Here is a 16,213-nt window from a genome sequence, read left to right on the forward strand (position 1 = left end):
TGAGATTAGCGACTCGATGAAAGGCTCATCGAGTCGCATGAAAAACAAGGTGGGGGCACAAAAGGGGGCACTCATAAAGATGAAACAAGAAAATATATATATTTATCAATGGTTATGTGGATTATGTTATGTTCCTATTATCGCACCATTCAAGCATCTCTCAAAGTCTACTCAAGTTCGCTGAACGCCCTTATGATCTCCGCTTTACCGGCCCTTTAATTATTTCCCTGAAATCTACGTTTGTTTGGGGGGACTTATGGGGTATTTGTTGCTCGCGACGATCCAACAGAAGTACAGCCATTTATGACCGGTCGTGATCAGCTAAGCGAACATGTCAGCGCGATGCTCAAAGGCAGCCAGCGGCAGACACATTCAGAAGAGAAGCAGGCCGCCTGAGGGCGGCTTTTTTCTGCCCGGAGGGAAACACAGGATGCTGTTAAGTAAATCAGCCTACGCCAGGCATATGGGTGTCAGCCGGCAAACTGTTTACGGCTGGATAGCCCGCGGTGAAATTGTAATTTCAGGCGATAAAGTGGATGTCGAAGCATCGCAGGCTAAACAAAATTCTGCTGGTGCTGGCGAACACCAGACTGAAATGACGTGGGCGCAGGCCGCCGCATGGGTATGGAAGCATGACGGCGAGGAAGCGCTGCCGGCTGATATTGATGCTGGCCAGCGTATAGAGGCAGCAGCCGCTGAGCTGGGTTTTGATGTTCAGCACGAGCCCGATGAACAATTGCTGATTCTCTTCCGGCCGGATGAAGAAACCCACAGCTTCTATGGCAAAGACCGTGCAGCAGGCGCTTTACGGTTTCTTCGTTCTGAGCTGGCTTACGTTGCCACAATGCCCCCCGATACGCTGGATGACTGGAACAAAACTGGTTTAATGTCACTCTGCCTGCTGGACGGCGAAAAACTGTAAACCCCCCAGCCCCTCAAACTTGACACTTTTTCGCGAGAAACTGGGAAAAGTGTCAACCCAACCTAACGGATCCTGACGCCTACGAACAGCAGCTACAGCAGAAGTGTAAAGGGCTGGCGTTGAGAATTGTTGAGCCTTGGTTGTTAGCTTTTGTTAATCCTGATGCGAAGCAGGGCAGGTGTCAGCCTGTTATGGTTTGTTATGCCTTACTAGGGAAAACTAGGGGAAAAGTGACCATCGCTACCGCTTCAGAAAACTTCAGGTACACGAACTCGTGAAGTGGAGGTGTTAAGCACTCCCCTTTTGCAACCATCCTTGAGCCTCTTTCAGATCACTGTTCTGGTTTGCCCGGAAGCTGGTGTTCAGATTGAGTTGTCAAAAGTTGTCACCCACCGGCAGCGCCAGTGGGGATTTTTGGCAGAACGCGCTCTAAGTTACAGTTGCCTCAATGAGAAAGGATAATATTAATGACGGTAGATTTTTTAAAGAGCAAGATTATTTATTGAGCTTACTTGATAAGTAAGCTGTTCATTTCTACAATTATAGGGTGTTCTATTCCCAAATTTTTAAGTTTATGCCAATGATGTTCTTTCTCTTTTTTGAGATAGTATGTAGCCGTCCACTTACAGTCAGGGTGAACATATTCTTTAATGGCTGAAAAATAAGGCATGTCAACATCAGACAAGGAATGTCCGATTATTACAATCTCACTTACATATTTAAGTTTCGTAAAAAAACAGATGCTTTCTGAAATTACTTCTGCTGTATTTTTAAATGAGTAGTTGAAGTAGTTATTTAATTTATTCTTTCCATTCTCATATGAAATATTATAATTATCAGCTTGCTGTTGGAACCATTGTTGCAACTCTTCATTGTTTGCCCCTGAAGGAGGTTCCTTAGGAAGTTCTATAAAATTTTCAGGATCAATGCCATGTCCTAAAACTAGAGGAATATCGGGAATGGTTGCGATGCCGTGAAGGTAAAGAATTCTGCTGCTGTCTATATTGTAATAATATTCAAGAGTGTTTGTGTAATTAAAGTTAATAAGGAAAGACTTTTCGCATAGTTGCAGTCTCTTGTTCATTGCAAGTAATGGATATTCAACTTGAGAAATAAAATTCCGAAATTTATCGAGAAGAACTTCTGTTAATTGCTCAAGAATTCTCTCCATTTCAATTTCAAATGAATTCCAATCTCTATCGCGGAAGTCAGGATCGGAAATATTTGGAAGATATTCTATAAATGAGTCAAGTACGTATTGGGAATCTAACCCTGCAAGACTCTTTTCAAATTCACTCCAAAGAGGATGTTCATTAGTATCCAATTGGTCAGGATATTTAGGTAAATCAGTAAAGCTTAGAAAGTTGATTAAGAGTTCATACAATTCAGTATGATGGTTTCTGAGGAAGTAGCCGAATGAAAAATAGCTTGTTTTAAGTCCGTGATGTAAATCAAATCCATTTCCGGTTACATAAAGCTTCATGTTTTATAATCCTCCTTAGGCTAGATGAATTTGAAAGAAAACATCTATAATTCAATTGCTTATGAGATATATTTTCATCATTTTAAAATTCGATATCTACTTTTGGAATTTTCTTATTAATTGTTTCTTCAAGACTCTCGTATAATTTACTTCCTAACGACAGTGCGTTTCCCATTAAATTGTCAAGGTTTTCTTTAGTAATTATAACAGGATTGCCCTCTTTATCTTTACCACTGCGATGAACCAAATGGTTTCGCGTTTGAGTTGCCATCTCTATAACGTCGATAGGCCAGTCGCTATGAACGTTAATATCAAATGTTGCTTTATAACGTTTTATAACTGAGTTAGTACTATGCCAGCTCGCACTAATTAAATGCTCCTTTATTTCTTTAATTAACTCTTCTCTTATTTTTTCAATGGTCACACCTATGAATGGCATAACTGCAATCTTTTTACTTACTTTGAACTCTGTTTTTCCTTTATCAATGCAATCAACGATAAAAGATATATCCTTCTCGATGGACTTAATAAATAACTCAACGTAAAGAGTCTCCAAAACTGTGATTACATTAATATACAATATGCTATAAATATGATCTTTTTGCTCGTCTTTATATTTTTCCAGCGATAATGATTTTATTCTCTCTACATTTTCGATAAATTTGTGGAATGGTTCTTCGGAAGATGTAACAGCATCATATAAATCTTCATCGTACCAGTCAGAGTTATTGGAATTCCCGGACCATTCCCAACATTCCTGCTGCAATTCCTCTGCTAATTCTTCAATGTATGAATGTTTTATAAATCCTTCAAACATCGATTGCAACTCTTCATGAGCGTCATATGGACCTCCATAAATGTAAGCATAACCTCCCTCTCTAGATTCATAAGGACATGATTCCGCTGGGTCTTCATAGTTATCATAAAACCATTCACGCATTACTTGTATCTGGTCCTCTTTACTTTTGTACTTCAAGGAGTTGATTCGGGCTTTTTTACCATTTACATTGAAAAAGGTTGTCATTGTATTTTGCCTCACAAATTCAATAGCGGAAATAGTTGTTATTTCTACGTCAAATTGAAATGTTAATCACCTATACTTTGTTTAATAATACTTGTTGGTGTCAGCATTATTAAATGAGCGTGATTTTAAGTATTCACTACCTTAGCAGCGCACAAGCTTAACTGTTCGTGGTTTTGTCAATTACTGTGCCACGTGCGGTATGCCCCCATACCTTAGGTTGCACCTTCCCCCTTTCGACCAATTGTTTACGGTGCATCAGATCGGCAAGCAGTATGGCAACAAAAAACATGAATTTTGTTTTGGGTGTGTTTGGTACATCCTTGGGGCCAAGCCAGGGTAACTGTTCAATTTGGTTTTGTATTTTGGGTGTATCGAAACTAACACCATTCCAACTATGCCCGAAAGCATTTCTAATGCTACGTAAAGTGTTGAGTTCTTTGTATTCGTGTTCCATTATCAGGCCTAACGCATATGCTAAGCCTGTCCTGGCAGCAAAAGATGATAATGGAGCTGTCGCACCATTAAGTAGGCCTTTAGCTACTTTGTCATTTAACAGATGGGCTTGGATGATCTCGGATAACCACTCATCGAAAATGGAAGCAGCTATCAGAACAGATCCACGATCTGATTCTTTATTTAGTTCGGACAAAAATTGACCGAGTTCAATTTGGGTTTTTACACTCACAGATTCTAGAACTCCTTTCTCGAAAGCTAAGCATCAGGGCGCACTGCTCGCACATCTATCTTAACCACTAGGTACTGAAATTGTGTTAGGTGTGAGTCAAAATATGCACAAAAAACTGATGACAAAAATATATGGGGGTATCTTTGGGGGTATCAATGATGTGTGTCTTATGGTAATCAATTAAATATCAATGAGTTAGTTTTTTTTGTGTTCCTATTATCGCACCACTCAAGCATCCTCCAAAATCTCAATCTAATTTCTGTAACCACTTCTCTTTGCGGCTGGACGAACCTCATGGCATTTCTTCGTCAGCAAAATATCCTTCAAATCTGTAGTCATAGGCTTTTCCTGCGTTCAGGTCTACGTTGTTAATATGTAAGTCGTTATCCCAGATAAGTAGAACAAAACAGGATTAATGGCTCTATGTGTGTTTGCAGGTGAAAAAGTATCTACCCAGCCTCACGCCTCCTAACGCCCACGAACAACACCCGTAACCCAAGTAGTAAAAGACTGGCGTTGAGAGCTTTAAGCCCAAGCTAGAAATCAGCGATATCAAAAATGATACCGCTGACATAAAAAGCATTTAAATATTAAGTTTACGGCCAGTCAGCCATTCCACCATCGCCGGGTCGCGATGTGAGAAGAAGGCGCTGGTTGCGGTGTCGAGGGCAGCAATTTGCAGCATATCTTCAGAGCTGAGTTCAAAATCGAGAATGTTGATGTTCTCTTCCATGCGTTCTTTGCGCACTGATTTCGCCAGTGAAATGATGCCTCGCTGGAAGATCCAACGCAGCACAACCTGACCCACGCTTTTGCCGTACTTCTGGCCAATTGCCGTTAACACAGGATGCTGGAACAGACCATTTTTACCCTCAGCAAACGGCGCCCAGGCTTCCGGCTGAATACCACGGCTTTGCATCCAAGGCACGGCATGCAGCTGCTGGTTGAAGGGGTTAACTTCAATCTGGTTTACTGCCGGGGCCACTTTGTTGAAGGCGATAAGGTCGGCCAGTCGGTCAGGATGGAAGTTACTCACGCCGATGGCGCGAATTTTGCCTGCCTGTTGCAATTCTTCCATAGCACGCCATGCCCCATGGACATCGCCGTAAGGCTGATGAATCAGGTACAGGTCAACATAATCAAGTTGCAGCCGATTCAGGGAGCGCTCGAACTGGGCTTTAGCACCTTCGTAATGGGTATCCTGCAGCCACAGTTTGGTCGTGACAAAAAGCTCGTTACGGGCGATGCCGGTCTGTTTCAGTGCGTTCCCGACCTGGGTTTCATTCTGGTAAGACGCGGCGGTATCGATTAGGTGGTATCCGGTATCGATGGCATCAATAACGGCTCTTTCGCACTCGTCGGCATCCGTCATCTGGAAGACACCAAAGCCCAGCAGGGGCATTTCAATACCGTTATTGAGTTTTACTGTTTGCATGACGTTATCCTTTAACTGTTGTGTTGGTTAAGCATAACGCAAACGTATTTATTCTATTAGAGGGATAATTAGCTAGGGTTTATTAGATGAATTCATTAATTGAATGGGGAGGGTAGTCCGCTTTTTTCCAGCCACAGGCCATCAACATCATTGATGCTGAAGAAGCAGCGGCGCTCATTGAGATCAGCGATATCGGCTCGATATGCTGAGGGAAATAATTCGCTTTTTTTTAATATAATATTTTTTACATACCGCGCTATTTTCTATCTTGCACCTTAAGTTTTAAGCTAATCATTATAAATTATTTATGAACGGGTTCGAAACCCTCACCTTGCCCGAGAGGTGATAATTTGTTAAATTATCCGCATTAGCGTCAAATACATTGAGTAGTAAACTGGCGCTAATTATACAATAATGAGTGATGGAGCCAAAATGAAGTATGCGTTTGCATTAATGTTGAGTATGGTATTGTCAGGTTGTACCGCAAATGATTGGATTGATGCTGCAAGTGGAATAATGCAGGCTACAGATCAACACGAAAAAGATTCAAGAAATCAGCGCATCAAAGACGCCAACAGGGCTGCAGGCTATTGATATCAAGATGATTAAGACACTCCTCTTCTTGTATTTTCGACAGAAGAGGAATGGTATTCTAAGCAAATTTACTGACTAAAAACTCCTTTCGCTCTCGCCTGTTGGCAGGAGATATAGCCATAATGTTTTCGCTTTCCATTCTTATCGAACGCCACATAAAAAGGCATCGTCTCTTCACCTTTCTTTAGCGTGTAGTTAATGCAAGTCCCATTGATTTCTGGAACATTTATCTCACTGTCTGGTTTTCCACCTGCCGCAATAACTGAATGTTTTGTCGCATCAGCCGCATAGGTCGCTCGCACCAGAGGGTCATTATCAAATTTAATAAAATCGACACTACAGGCAGTTAAAAAAGGAACAATTAAAATGGGTGTATAGCGCATTGCATATCCTTGCAGAGAATATAATTACCTAAGAAACAAAATGACCAGGTCGATTTCTCTTGCCTGCCAAATTCCCTTCAAAAAGATTATAAGAGCGTAACAGCAGGAAATACAATTACCGCTAATATAGTCACTGTGTTTAATAGTTCTTTGTTAATTATTATGGACATTAAAGGTAGCGACAAATTTTTCTCTCATAAAGGGTCTTATAAACGTTAAGGCGCCGAAATGATGATGGACTCTAACCTCATAACCGCTCATGCGTAATGTCCCTTACTGACTGACAGGTCATATCAGGATGACACAGATCCTTACGGTGCCTACCGAACTTTGGGGTGTTGCAGCATTGTTAAATTTTCAGTAGGATCTTCGTTTTCGGAGAAGCATAATGTCAGTCACCGATGCCCTTCTGGCCTATACCCTTGCCGCCACGCTTTTGACGCTAACCCCCGGTCTCGACACCGCCTTGATCCTGCGAACCGCCGCGGCAGATGGCAGTAAAAAAGCCGTGCACGTGGCGCTGGGTATTGATACGGGCTGTTTTATCTGGGGCGCGCTGGTGGCGTTTGGTCTGGGAGCGTTACTGGCTGTTTCTGACGTGGCCTACTCGCTGCTGAAATGGTGCGGCGCGGCCTATCTTTGCTGGCTGGGGGTTCAGCTGCTGCTTCGTCCGCGTCAGCAATTTACGCTCACCGCCGGGGAGAATACGGGCAGCGGTAACGGCTTTATGCGCGGAATGCTCGGTAACGTGCTCAATCCGAAGATGGGCATTTTCTATGTCTCCTTCCTTCCCCAGTTTATTCCCGCAGGACATTCGCCCTTTGCCTGGACCTTTTTGCTGGTTTCCATTCATGTGTTGATAGGCACGCTCTGGTCATTAACCCTGATTATCGCCACGGGCTATGCGTCTCGCGTGCTGAAAAAGCCGGCCGTGGTGAAGTGGATGGACAGAACCACCGGCGTGGTGTTTTTGCTGTTTGCCGCCAAACTGGCGATGAGTAAACGATAGGAAAGAACGGCACCAAAGGAAGTCTGCCGAAGGGTTGGCACGCTTCTGCGGCCGATCTTCCCATCGGCGACAAATCTCCCGCGGTGTTGCTATTCGGCATCCGTCATCTGAACAAACAAAAGCTCAGCAGGGGCATTTCAATACATTACAGTAAGTGTGGCCTTTCCCTTAAGCGGTTGGGTTGGAAAAGCCTAATGCGAACATGTTTACTGGAGCAAAGGAAAAATTAACCAGGGCATATAAGTAAAATCCTGGGACAAACAGACATTCACTCGCGCTAAATAATCTATCTTGTTGAAAATTATGTGATATTGATCCAGGGCAATGTCAACATTAGCAACTTAAGCTAAATTGTTATTCAAATTTGAACGAGCCTATATCGGTATTATGTTTTTAAGAGCTTTACTGTTTTGCCTTCTGTCATTCTCCTGCTTTGCAAACGCCTTAAATTTCTCCTCTACCTTTTTACGCCTTAATTGCCCACAGCGGGGTCTGGTGGAAGTCATTCTTCACGCCTACGGTCACACGCAGGAAAGGTGGAAAGGAAACTTCGAAACGGGGGCCGGGCATAAACGCGCTGGTGATACCGAAATCATCCCTTTTGCGAATGGCGATACGCTTTTCCACTCAATATCCAGCGACTCATTTGGGTTTCAATACGCGGGCGAAGAGAAACTGTCCGTGTGCGCTAAAATTGATGAGCGCCCTGTTTATCCTTCATTTTAAAGGCAATCATCCATCCTGGCGCCTTGCTCGTTAAACCGGCAAGAGAGGTGCATCGATAGCCAGCGGTCATCTTGCCTTTAAACGATGCGGGAGCCCGGATGTTTAGCGCTGTAATTACTGGCCTGTCAGGTTACTTTTGGGTTCAGTGTGCGTTCCAGAAGCTTCAAGCCCAACTCTTTGCCCATATGAAAGTTCTAACGTATTGCCGTCAGGGTCAGCGATAAAGACAAAATATCCCACGGGATCACCAGCCTGAATCGGCTCTTTTCGCAGCACACCCTCTGCTCGCGCCATCGCCACTTTTTGGTCGATCGCTTCGATGCTTGAGCAAGCGACGCCAAGATGACCAAAACTTCCCAAAGGGGTATCAGTCACGACATCCGCCTGTACGAGGACCAGTGCAAATGGACGCGTTCGATCGCTGAGCCATGCCACTTTGCGTGCCTCTGGTACATCAGGCTCGCGTCTGTGAACAACCTCCATTCCGGCGTAGCGGTGATAGAAATCAATACTCTTATCCAAATCCCTGACGACAAACGCCACGTGGGTAAATCCAACGTCCACCTGTTTCATAAACCGAGTCCTTCTATCTGAGTTCCAGATAAGCATCTTAAAAGCTCAAGTTATCTTCAGGTCAAGCCGGAAAGTGCTGTCGATTTACGCCATAAAATTGTGTTCGCACAGTGCGTCAAGCCAGAATTGCTGGAGAGGGGAGATGAGCTGGGGGGAAGTGAGTCAGCATGCGTTCCCGGCGCGAACCACGGATGAGACGGTATTACGGGTTCGCGCCGGGGCAGTGTGTTTAATACTGCTTAATGACCATCAGGATCACACCAGGCATTCATTAACTGCACCAGGATGTATTTTAGCCCCAGCACAATGAGCAGGGAGAACAGAACTGTCACCACAATAATAGTCATCAGAAACTCCATGTAATCAGCTTTCTTCCCCAAAATCTTAGATCGTATTTTTCATTTGTCACGGTCCTGCAATCATTTTCCTTATCAGGGCGACACGAAGTATCTGTTCGGGTGCAAGAGAGGGTGATGCGCTGATATTTTGTTGTTTAATTTTCGCTTCGTTTCAGGGGCAGAGGTAGATGACATCGTGTTATGGTCGGGAGCGGTTCAGCTGTGTCCGGTTCGCGCGATGAGCGAACGGGCTGATAATGAGTCATGATGGGGAAAATGAATGATCAATGAATTGATTGCACTTTCTGCTATTGGTATTGCTATTCTTTTTGGCGCAATGAGCCCGGGCGTCAGCTTTCTTCTTGTTGCCCGCACGGCGATGTCGAGTTCGAGACGCGTGGCGTTATCTGTTGCGGCAGGTCTCGGTTTTGGGGCGCTTATATTTGCTGTCATAGCGTTAGCGGGCCTTCACACCTTGCTGACTTTGGTCCCCTCACTTTACACAGCCCTTAAAGTTGCCGGCGGATGTTATCTTTTATGGCTGGCGTTGAAAATTCTTCTTCGCCCTTCAAATCGCGTTATTGATTCCACCGCGATAGATGAGGTCAGCGCCTCAAAAGCTTTTTTGACAGGCGTATTGACGCAAATCAGCAATCCTCATACTGCGCTGGTCTTTGCCAGTATCTTTTCCGCAGCCCTCAGCAAAAATATTCAGCCTGCTATGTACATCATCCTGCCTTTAATGGCATTCATTATTGATGTGCTGTGGTATGCGATTGTCGCGTGCTTATTATCATCTGACGGGCCGCGTCTGGCTTACATTAAATACCGTAAATTTATAGATAAACTCAGTGGCGGTGTTATGGCCTTTCTGGGATTACGCCTGCTTCTAAAGTGAGTAAGACGATTTTCAGTCAATAGATGCGAGGAATTAAGGTCTGCTCCTCGCTTTCAGCAGAAATAGCAGCGATTCCTGCTGTCCATCTCGGATAAAGACGAATGATAAAATATCATTAACATCAATTACTTGAGTTGTCTGAATGGTGCTGCAGGTCGTCACAGAGTTCTTGTAACTCATTGACCAGTCTTGCCACATGGAAACCGTCGCATACGGAGTGATGCACCTGAACGGCGAAAGGCAACAAGACTTTTCCATCTTGTTCGAAGTATTTTCCAAGCGTGAACATAGGGGCAAAAAAGTTCTTCATATTAGCCACATTGACGTTAAAGCTGGTAAAAGTTACCCAGGGAATACCGGATATGAAAAATATATTTTCCCGCGACTCTTCCTTAGGCCAATAAGCAGTATTATTACTGTACCGAGCCATATCTTCTGAATATACTTTCTGGAAGTGATGAATATTGCCATCGTAATGACTCCATAATGATGAAAAGGTCTCTGTTTCATTATGGAAAATGGTATAGTTTGGATGAACTTCATCCCATACGACAAGCTCATTATCCTTCATCGCCATACGGAACTCCGGATGCCGATTTACGATTTTGGAAATGAGGGAAATCATCGTCGGATAAAATTTCCAGCCAGCCTCTTTAATATGTTTTAGCAACGCCGTAATGTCTAATTGAACAGTCTGATTAAAGGTCGATTGGGCGAAGGTCTGAAATATCTCAAAATGCTCCCTCCTTGCCCAACGAGATAAATCAACAGACGTATAATGTGGCGTTGTATTTTTCATCTTTTAACCTTTGATTCGCATTTATAAATAAGATGTTAGCATAAGATTTTTCGTCTATGAATGATGATTATGAGCCCTAAAGCCTTTAGAGAACAAACGCATTTGCCACAGTCGTTCCTCCTTATACCGGATCAAATAAAGGTGAAATATGATCAGAAGATCAAACCCGGTTACGCAATCTTGTCGTGCTTTCCCGCCCGAAAAATGTCGCAGGATTTCCGCCTGGAAGCAGCCTTCGTTGTGCCAGGAGAGGTGGCGTGTCCGCTTCCCCTGCGGGGACAGGTATCTGAATGCACCTGCCGTTCAGCCAAAAAGTGCCGGAACTGCCGTTGATGAAGGCTTTGTTGCTAGCGAGTCAGAAGTCAGCCAGCCATTTTTTTCTCAATAATGTGGAATTTTATCCAACAAACTGACAAACGTTCGGCTTGCATCAAAGCCCTCTCTCTTTACCACAACGCGGCCCTGGGCCTGCACCAAACACAAAGCATTAAGATTTGTGTGGGTTTATTTGCGCTAACCAAACACATAGATTATTGTTTGTACAGACATGGTTAGATTTAATGCACTTAAAATAACAGTATCAACCTTGATTAATCATCACTAAACAACTAAAATTTCATAATGCATTGATTTTATGGATTAAATTATAATTTTCTTAATGCATTGTTATTCTCCAGACAGCATGTATAAATAGCATAATAACTAAATTATAATTCTTTTATATTTGACGGATGGGTAGATAAAATGAAGTTAATTGTCATGTTGTTCAGCTTAGTGATTGCGTCGCAGGCTATGGCGGGGGAGCTTCCCAAACCTACCGGGAAAGTCCTTTTAACCATGTCCGGTAATATCGAAAATACAAATGAAGAGGGAAAAGCCGTTTTTGATGTCGCCAGCCTTGAAAAGCTGGGTATGGTCAGTTTCCAGACTGCCTCTCCCTGGTATAATGGGCGCACAACCTTTACGGGTATTCCGCTGAAAAAACTTATGGATTACGTAGGCGCCAAAGGTTCTATCGTTAAGGTTTCTGCACTTAATGACTACACTACCATTATCCCTCTCAGTGACTTCCAAAAATACAATGTGATCCTTGCCTTAAAAATTAATGGCGAATACATGCGTGTTCGCGACAAAGGTCCGCTCTTCATCGTCTATCCCTATGACAGCGAACCCGAGCTGAATAATCAGGTGTTTTATTCAAGGTCAGCATGGCAGGTCAGCAAAATGAGCATTGAGTAGGATTTCAGAAGAACAACATGAACAGAATACTGGCTGCCATAATATTCTCTCTTTTTATATCTACAGGATATATCTCTTTTCTTGTGCACGAAAGACAGCAGGAATTGCAGAAACTGACGCACTACGCCAGTTCATGGTCTGCTGGACAGCTGGTCTCGGAGTATTATCGGTTCGAATCATGGCTCAGTCTTTACACTATTGATGAGTCGATGACACTCGACGATGTGCGCCTACACCTCGACATTATGCTCAGCCAGAGTGATTTATTAAAGCAGGGAGATTTAGGGCAGTATATAAATAGCAATGAATCACTTCATGAACTTGCTGTAAAACTCGACAATACCCTTAATTATCTGGATACACATCTTGAGACAATGACCCGTCCAGAACTCCAGAAATATCTAAGGGTAATGTATTCGCTTGATGGACCATTGAGCCGCCTTTCATCCGGTGCGTTGAACAAAGATCTGAATCTGATTAACAACGCCAACAGCAAAATTCAAACGCTGTACTCTATTTATTCAGCGATTTCTGTGTTGTTGATAATTCTGAGTGCGATACTGGGTGTGCTGATTTTTTATCAAAACAGAAATATTCTCAAAGCGCATATTCAGGTTAAGAGCCTTGCTGGAGAGCTTCAGGAATCTAAAGAAAAACTGCAAATCCAGAATACCAAGCTGGAGTATGACGTCTATCATGACCCGCTCACAGAGCTGAGTAACAGACTGTTTTTCTGGGATAATTTAAACAAAAACATCAAGCTTGCAGACGCTAATAAAAGCTCTGTGACCGTGATGTTGTTTGATTTAGACCGATTCAAAGAGGTCAATGACACCTATGGTCATGATGCCGGTGATATGTTATTGCGTCTGATCGCTCAGCGACTTATTTCGATGGGGCTTCCGTCAGATATGCTTTATCGCTTAGGGGGCGATGAGTTTGCCTTTCTCACAAGCGATCTGGCAGAAAGCCAGGCTGTTTCGATGGCGCAAAAGATATGCGATTGTATTAACCAACCCTACACAATTTATAGCGCGGTTATAAATATAACCACCTGTGTGGGCATTGTTAACTCAGAAACTGAGCGCCGTTCCGACTATCTCTATAAATTTGCTGACCTGGCCCTTTATGAAGCAAAAAATGAAGGCGCTGGTAAGATTAAAGTCTTCCGACAGCGCATGTTAGATAAGCTGCTGGAAAGCAGAACGCTTGAGCATGACATGGCGCTGGCGTTAGTGAATAAAGAATTCGTGGTTTATTATCAACCGATTGTTGATTCGTACAGTCGGGAAATTTACAGCTATGAAGCCCTTATTCGCTGGATGCATCCGCTTAAAGGTCTTTTATCGCCAGATACCTTTATTCCTGTTGCTGAAAAAACCGGAATGATTAGCGAGATGGGCAAATCGGTGCTTGAAATGGCCTGTCGGGAAGCGGCTTCCTGGGCTGTTCCGGTGAAAATTTCAGTAAACGTTTCTCCTGTCCAGCTCAGCAGCAAAACCTTTGCAGGAATAGTGATGTCTATCCTGAAAGAAACAGGGCTTGCGGCTGACCGTCTTGAGCTGGAAGTGACGGAGTCCTCTCTCTTTACTGACAACAATACGCCGCTGAATACGCTTAATAAGCTCAGAGCCCTGGGCGTGAAAATTTCCATCGACGATTTTGGTACGGGCTACTCCTCTCTTTCCCGCCTGAGCCGACTTGCCTTTGATAAAATCAAAATAGACAAATCCTTTGTGAATTCGATATCCACACAGGGAGACGCCCTTAATATCATTAAACTCATCACCGGCATGGCGAAATCTCTCAGTATGAAAACGATTGCCGAGGGGGTTGAAACCCAGGAACAGCTGGAAAGTCTTCAGGCGCTGGGCTGCGATTTCGCACAAGGCTATCTGTTCAGTAAACCTCTGCCGTTTATCGCCGGAGAAATCAAAAACGGTGAATTCTCAAACGATCCTTCTACCCTGTTAAAGGCCCCGCATGGCTGAATAATCCCCATTGCGCGCGACCGTTCCTCGCGCTAAGCGGCCAGTCGCGTTCAACCGTTTTCCGCTGAGGCCAGTTCACTTTATACAACGGATGTTTGTATTGAGCCCTCAATAATGAGGGCTCAATGCTTCCTCTTTCTGATGCACTCATGCAGATCGTTTTCCTTAAGGAATTGACTGACTAAATCAGTGGGGCAATGCACTGTTATTCCGGCTTATTTTGGGGCACAAATCAGGCCGCATCTTCTGCAACGATGTCAATCTTTCCCCCTTTCCATCAAACAAAAAGTCTACAAAACTAGACATCTGTCGAATTTTCATCTTAAAGTCCCCCTCCGGGCACTAGACAAAACCATCGTCCGGTTATCAAATGGTTAAATAATATTTCGCTGGATGTAAAGAAGTGGCCCTGGACCTGAAAGGCCAGCAAACAATCCAGCGTTGACGTGCAACACGACACACCTCTTCGGGAGAACTATGCAATCCACTGTTAATCAAAAAGAAAGCCGAACTTTCTTCGGCCATCCTTACCCGCTTGGCTCGCTCTTCTTTACGGAAATGTGGGAGCGCTTCTCGTTCTACGGCATTCGTCCGTTACTGATCCTGTTTATGGCCGCGACCGTCTATGACGGTGGGATGGGGCTGGCGCGCGAAAATGCGTCGGCGATTGTCGGGATCTTCGCAGGCAGCATGTATCTGGCCGCGCTGCCGGGTGGCTGGCTTGCGGATAACTGGCTCGGGCAGCAGCGCGCCGTCTGGTACGGTTCGATTCTGATTGCGCTCGGCCATCTCTCCATCGCGCTCTCGGCTTTCATGGGCAACAACCTGTTCTTTATCGGCCTGATGTTTATCGTCCTCGGTTCCGGTTTGTTCAAAACCTGTATCTCTGTGATGGTCGGGACGCTCTACAAGAAAGGCGATGCGCGTCGTGACGGCGGTTTCTCGCTGTTCTACATGGGCATCAATATGGGTTCATTTATCGCGCCGCTGATCTCCGGCTGGTTGATTAAAACCCACGGCTGGCACTGGGGCTTCGGTATCGGCGGTATCGGGATGCTGGTAGCGCTGGTGATCTTCCGCCTGTTTGCCGTTCCTTCGATGAAACGCTACGACAGCGAAGTCGGTCTGGACTCCACCTGGAACAGCCCGGTGTCAAAGAAAAACGGCGTCGGCGCCTGGCTGCTGGCACTGGCGGTGGGGGTGGCGGTGATCGTCACGCTGATTGCTCAGGGCATCATTGTGATCAACCCGGTTGCGGTCGCCAGCATGCTGGTGTACGTGATTGCTATCTCGGTCGCGCTCTACTTTATCTGGCTGTTTGTCTTTGCCGGTCTGAACCGCAAAGAGCGTGCGCGCCTGCTGGTGTGTTTCATCCTGCTGGTTTCTGCGGCCTTCTTCTGGTCGGCGTTTGAGCAGAAACCGACCTCATTCAACCTGTTTGCGAACGACTACACCAACCGCATGATCGGCGATTTTGAAATCCCTGCCGTGTGGTTCCAGTCGATCAACGCCCTGTTTATCATCCTGCTGGCACCGGTCTTTAGCTGGGCCTGGCCGATGATGGCGCAAAAAGGTGTGCGTCCAAGCAGCATGACCAAGTTTGTTATCGGTATTCTGTGCGCAGCGGCGGGCTTTGGCCTGATGATGCTGGCGGCGCAGAACGTCCTCAGCAACGGCGGCGCGGGTGTCTCTCCGATGTGGCTGGTGGGCAGTATTCTGATGCTGACCCTCGGCGAACTGTGCCTTAGCCCGATTGGTCTGGCGACCATGACCCTGCTGGCTCCGGAAAGAATGCGCGGGCAGATGATGGGCCTGTGGTTCTGCGCCAGCGCCCTGGGTAACCTCGCGGCGGGCCTGATCGGTGGTCACGTGAAAGCCGATCAGCTGGATATGCTGCCGGATCTCTTCGCGCGCTGCTCCATCGCATTGCTGATTTGTGCTGCGGTACTGGCGGTGCTGATTGTGCCGGTGCGTCGGATGCTGGAAAACGCGCAGACCAAAACAGAGTCAAAACCGGTGACCAACGCCTGATAAGCGATGAATTGAGTCCCAACAAACCGGCGCATCTGCGCCGGTTTTTTTGTTTCCAGCCCGCCGGGTAAGGTATAAACGTT

15 protein-coding genes are annotated in these 16,213 nt (G+C 45.1%); 7 read left to right on the top strand and 8 right to left on the bottom strand.

Annotated features, from left to right (window positions below):
- Positions 1-430: 430 nt before the first annotated feature.
- Positions 431-922 carry a DNA-binding protein gene (locus ACB496_RS04480; protein ID WP_371974557.1) on the top strand — a complete coding sequence of 164 codons (492 nt, stop codon included), beginning with the start codon at positions 431-433 and terminating at the stop codon, positions 920-922.
- Positions 923-1,430: 508 nt separating this feature from the next.
- Here the strand turns inward: ACB496_RS04480 and ACB496_RS04485 are convergent.
- The 4 genes from ACB496_RS04485 to ACB496_RS04500 form a co-directional block, all read right to left on the bottom strand.
- Entirely contained in the window at positions 1,431-2,405 is a 975-nt protein-coding gene (locus ACB496_RS04485) for a bacteriophage abortive infection AbiH family protein (protein WP_371974558.1), read from the bottom strand.
- Positions 2,406-2,487: 82 nt separating this feature from the next.
- Entirely contained in the window at positions 2,488-3,429 is a 942-nt protein-coding gene (locus tag ACB496_RS04490; RefSeq protein WP_371974559.1) for a hypothetical protein, read from the bottom strand.
- Positions 3,430-3,586: 157 nt separating this feature from the next.
- Entirely contained in the window at positions 3,587-4,114 is a 528-nt protein-coding gene (locus ACB496_RS04495) for an MltR family transcriptional regulator (RefSeq protein WP_371974560.1), read from the bottom strand.
- Between the two features lie 583 nt (positions 4,115-4,697).
- The gene (locus ACB496_RS04500) at positions 4,698-5,549 is read right to left on the bottom strand and encodes an aldo/keto reductase (RefSeq protein ID WP_371974561.1); all 852 of its coding nucleotides are present in this window, start codon (positions 5,547-5,549) and stop codon (positions 4,698-4,700) included.
- Positions 5,550-5,981: 432 nt separating this feature from the next.
- Here ACB496_RS04500 and ACB496_RS04505 point away from each other — a divergent pair, with 432 nt between their 5' ends.
- Entirely contained in the window at positions 5,982-6,143 is a 162-nt protein-coding gene (locus tag ACB496_RS04505; RefSeq protein ID WP_371974562.1) for a hypothetical protein, read from the top strand.
- Positions 6,144-6,211: 68 nt separating this feature from the next.
- Here the strand turns inward: ACB496_RS04505 and ACB496_RS04510 are convergent, their stop codons facing one another.
- A complete protein-coding gene (locus ACB496_RS04510; RefSeq protein ID WP_371974563.1) occupies positions 6,212-6,526 on the bottom strand; it encodes a hypothetical protein in 315 nt (104 codons plus the stop codon).
- 388 nt (positions 6,527-6,914) lie between these two features.
- Here ACB496_RS04510 and ACB496_RS04515 point away from each other — a divergent pair, with 388 nt between their 5' ends.
- Entirely contained in the window at positions 6,915-7,535 is a 621-nt protein-coding gene (locus ACB496_RS04515; RefSeq protein ID WP_100777501.1) for a LysE family translocator, read from the top strand.
- Between the two features lie 465 nt (positions 7,536-8,000).
- On the opposite strand, the gene ACB496_RS04520 is transcribed toward ACB496_RS04515, so the two are convergent.
- Both ACB496_RS04520 and ACB496_RS04525 read right to left on the bottom strand, forming a co-directional pair.
- Positions 8,001-8,162, bottom strand: coding sequence for a hypothetical protein (locus ACB496_RS04520; RefSeq protein WP_158238457.1), 162 nt, complete (start codon positions 8,160-8,162; stop codon positions 8,001-8,003).
- A 213-nt stretch (positions 8,163-8,375) separates the two neighbouring features.
- Positions 8,376-8,834 carry a VOC family protein gene (locus ACB496_RS04525; protein WP_371974564.1) on the bottom strand — a complete coding sequence of 153 codons (459 nt, stop codon included), beginning with the start codon at positions 8,832-8,834 and terminating at the stop codon, positions 8,376-8,378.
- 618 nt (positions 8,835-9,452) lie between these two features.
- On the opposite strand from ACB496_RS04525, the gene ACB496_RS04530 reads away from it, so the two are divergent.
- Entirely contained in the window at positions 9,453-10,070 is a 618-nt protein-coding gene (locus ACB496_RS04530; RefSeq protein ID WP_371974565.1) for a LysE family translocator, read from the top strand.
- 121 nt (positions 10,071-10,191) lie between these two features.
- Here the strand turns inward: ACB496_RS04530 and catA are convergent, their stop codons facing one another.
- The gene (gene catA / locus ACB496_RS04535) at positions 10,192-10,869 is read right to left on the bottom strand and encodes a type A chloramphenicol O-acetyltransferase (protein ID WP_371974566.1); all 678 of its coding nucleotides are present in this window, start codon (positions 10,867-10,869) and stop codon (positions 10,192-10,194) included.
- Positions 10,870-11,613: 744 nt separating this feature from the next.
- Here catA and ACB496_RS04540 point away from each other — a divergent pair.
- The 3 genes from ACB496_RS04540 (at position 11,614) to ACB496_RS04550 (ending at position 16,130) form a co-directional block, all read left to right on the top strand.
- Complete coding sequence (locus ACB496_RS04540; protein ID WP_371974567.1) at positions 11,614-12,108, top strand: molybdopterin-dependent oxidoreductase; 495 nt, start codon at positions 11,614-11,616, stop codon at positions 12,106-12,108.
- Between the two features lie 17 nt (positions 12,109-12,125).
- Positions 12,126-14,099: a putative bifunctional diguanylate cyclase/phosphodiesterase gene (locus ACB496_RS04545; protein ID WP_371974568.1), complete on the top strand. Its 1,974-nt coding sequence runs from the start codon at positions 12,126-12,128 to the stop codon at positions 14,097-14,099.
- 477 nt (positions 14,100-14,576) lie between these two features.
- The gene (locus ACB496_RS04550; RefSeq protein WP_107704186.1) at positions 14,577-16,130 is read left to right on the top strand and encodes a peptide MFS transporter; all 1,554 of its coding nucleotides are present in this window, start codon (positions 14,577-14,579) and stop codon (positions 16,128-16,130) included.
- Positions 16,131-16,213: the final 83 nt, after the last annotated feature.

Source organism: Lelliottia nimipressuralis, from assembly GCF_041464075.1.
Lineage (GTDB): Bacteria > Pseudomonadota > Gammaproteobacteria > Enterobacterales > Enterobacteriaceae > Enterobacter > Enterobacter nimipressuralis.